At 50.4% G+C, this 3,078-nt stretch carries 2 protein-coding genes; both read left to right on the forward strand.

All coding sequences use genetic code 11. The features are described 5' to 3' along the window. The first annotated feature begins 180 nt into the window (after positions 1-180). Complete coding sequence (locus RR842_RS13285) at positions 181-1,515, forward strand: excisionase family DNA-binding protein (protein WP_332730071.1); 1,335 nt, start codon at positions 181-183, stop codon at positions 1,513-1,515. 153 nt (positions 1,516-1,668) lie between these two features. Next, a partial coding sequence (locus RR842_RS13290) for an HsdR family type I site-specific deoxyribonuclease (RefSeq protein ID WP_332730072.1) occupies positions 1,669-3,078 on the forward strand: 1,410 nt, incomplete at its 3' end.

Below are 3,078 nucleotides of genomic sequence, written 5' to 3' on the forward strand. Positions count from 1 at the left end.
GTAGTGAAGCGGTGCATCGCGTTTGACGACCTGTGGGGGATTGAAGTGGTACGCGCCGGGGCGTAGGGCGGCGGGGAAGCTGTATAAATACTACTTTATGTCATAGTATTAATAGACAGAATGAATTTTCATATTATACTATGATATAAAGTAGTATTTATTTGAAGGAGTGCGATAGCCGTGTTTTCTCTGACGGTCGATGAAGCTGCGGAGCGTTTGGGCGTTGGGCGTGCGCGCATATACCAACTCATACGTTGTGGCGGTCTTTCTGCGGAAAAAGTCGCTAAGATCTGGCTTGTGGACGACCAGAGCGTTGAGGCGCGACGCGCTGCTGCCCCCAAAGTGGGCCGCCCAATAAAAAACAAGAGTACAAAAACGACGGTAAAAACGTATACGCTTATGAATCGAACTCATGAAGTGCTTACCTTTTGCTACGACGATACCGTCCAGACTTTCTTGGATGCAGGGGAGATCGTCGATGCACAGCGTGCGCCTTTCGGACTGGTTTCTCCCCGCGGGCGCAGCGTGTCGGCCAAAGCCCTCGAATATTGGTGGAAGCATCGCTCCATCCCGAGAACGCGCAAAGGCCTCGAGTCAAAGCTCGCGCAATTGGGTCTTGAAGCGGCTGCTCAGATACCTTTTAAGAGCTTGGGCCTTTCTCTTTCCGACCAATACTGGGTGCGCCCTCAGGACTGTGTGGTCGAATGGTCCGACATCAATTACTTCGAGAACGATTTCACTGAGTTGTCCGACGAGGGGGATTGGCTTGCCGACGTGGGCCTTGATTCACCCGACAATACATCTGAAGGCGAACTCCCGAAAAAATGGATATGCAAAGGCGGCAAGAGGGTGCTGCTCAAGGGTGGAACGGTGCTGGGCCAGGAGCCGTACAACGAAGTAGTTTCTACCAAGCTATTTGAGCGCGTGCTCGAACGAGACGAGTATGTGCCTTACCGCTTGAGAGCGGGAAAGGGAGACCCCGCCTGTCAGTGCGAATGCTTCGTGTCCTCCGTCGAGGAATATGTTCCTGCCTACTATGTTCGTCAGCTCATGCGACAGCCCAATCATCGCAGCGATTATCAGCACTACCTCGACTGTTGCGCCGAGCTGGGTGTGGACGAGGTAGACTTGGCCTTGTCGAAGATGATCGTCTGTGACGACATATTGGGCAACACTGATCGTCATTGGAGGAATTTCGGCATCGTGAGGAATGTCGAAACGCTTGAGTGCCGTATCGCTCCGCTATTCGATACCGGGACCAGCTTGTGGTGCAAGGCGACGCTTGGTAGTTTTCAGGCGGGAGACTTCTCTTTTGCCACGAAACCGTTCTACGAGGATGCCAACCGGCAACTCAGGCTCGTGAACGACTACTCGTGGTTCGACCCCGATGCCCTCGATGGCTTTGCCGATGAGGTTGCGGGTGTGCTCGGCGAGAACCCGGCTTTGGCGGATCGCGTTGACTATGTGTGCTGTGCGGTTCAAGGGAGGATTGATCGCATCGTGCGGATGTTGTGAGAGCCAGGCGGTCGCCTAAGGCAGTTACGGAAAGATTACCGGTGGACCCTTTGCCTCAGCAGGAAGAATGTTGAACTTATTTTATGCCTCGAGGGCGCTGATTTGAAATGATCTATAATCTTCTTTGTCACGAAACGACGTCAGAGGATTCTTATGTCTCAATACGAATATGCCGTAGTTAGCATGAACGAAGATTTCTATGAGCAAGTGGTTATCGAGCATCTGCGTAACAGTATGGGATATGAGTATCTATACGGTCCAGACGTACCTCGTACAACCGATGAGTATCGAGATGTGTTTCTTCCGGAAATCCTTTCGATCAGCCTCAGGCGAATCAATCCATCGTTGCCGCGAGCTGCCATTGATGAAGCGGTTTTGAAGATAAGTAGCATCGACGGCGGGACGCTTGAACAGCGCAACGAATCGTTTCATGAGTATTTGCAGTCTGGCGTCGAAGTCCGCTTCTTCGACGGAACGGAAGAGCGCAACGAGATTGTTTACCTGATCGACTACCGCAATCCTGAAGCTAATACCTTTCATGTTGTGAACCAATGGACCTATGTTGAATACTCTGAGAAGCGTCCTGATGTACTTGTTTTTGTGAACGGCATGCCTTTGGTTATGTTTGAGCTAAAGTCGCCATCGCGAGAAGAAACTGACTCTTCAGACGCTTACTTGCAGCTACGTAATTACATGAAGCATATTCCCTCTCTCTTCGTTCCTAATGCCTTTTGCGTAATGAGCGATATGGCGGATACCCGCGTGGGCACGATAACGGCCACAGAAGACCGTTTCATGGAATGGAAGAGCGTAGATGGGGATTACGCAAACACCGTACACGCTAACTATGAGACCATGCTCCAGGGTATGTTTGCAAAAGACCGACTTATCGACATCATAAAGAACTTCCTATGCTTCAATGACTCGTCAGATAAGGTTGTCAAAATTCTTGCAGGGTATCACCAGTATTTTGCCGTCAATAAGGCTCTTCAAAAATCGATTACCGCAGTTGAAGGCGACGGTAAAATTGGTGTATTTTGGCATACGCAGGGCAGTGGCAAATCGTTGTCTATGGTATTTCTGGCACATTTACTGCAAGAGAAGTTATTGAGTCCCACGTTGGTGGTGGTTACCGATCGCAACGACCTTGACGATCAGCTCTATAGTCAGTTCTGCCGATGCAAGCAGTTCCTTCGACAAACCCCCGAAAAGGCTGCAAGTCGCAAAAATCTCAAGGAGCTTCTCGGTGGTCGTGAGGCTAACGGCATTATCTTTACTACCATGCAGAAGTTTATGGATGGCGACGATCCGCTCTGCGATCGCAGTAACGTTATCGTTATGGTTGATGAGGCTCATCGTGGACAATATGGCTTAACGGAAAAAATGGATACAGAGGGCAACGTGTCTATCGGCGCAGCCCGCCTGGTTCGTAAGGCTCTTCCCAATGCGTCTTATATCGGGTTCACGGGCACACCCATTGCTACTGAAGACAAGAACACTCGTGAGATATTCGGTGATTACATCGATGTATACGACATGACTCAGGCGGTGGAAGACGAGGCA

It is taken from the genome of Gordonibacter sp., assembly GCF_036667095.1.
Taxonomy (GTDB): domain Bacteria; phylum Actinomycetota; class Coriobacteriia; order Coriobacteriales; family Eggerthellaceae; genus Gordonibacter.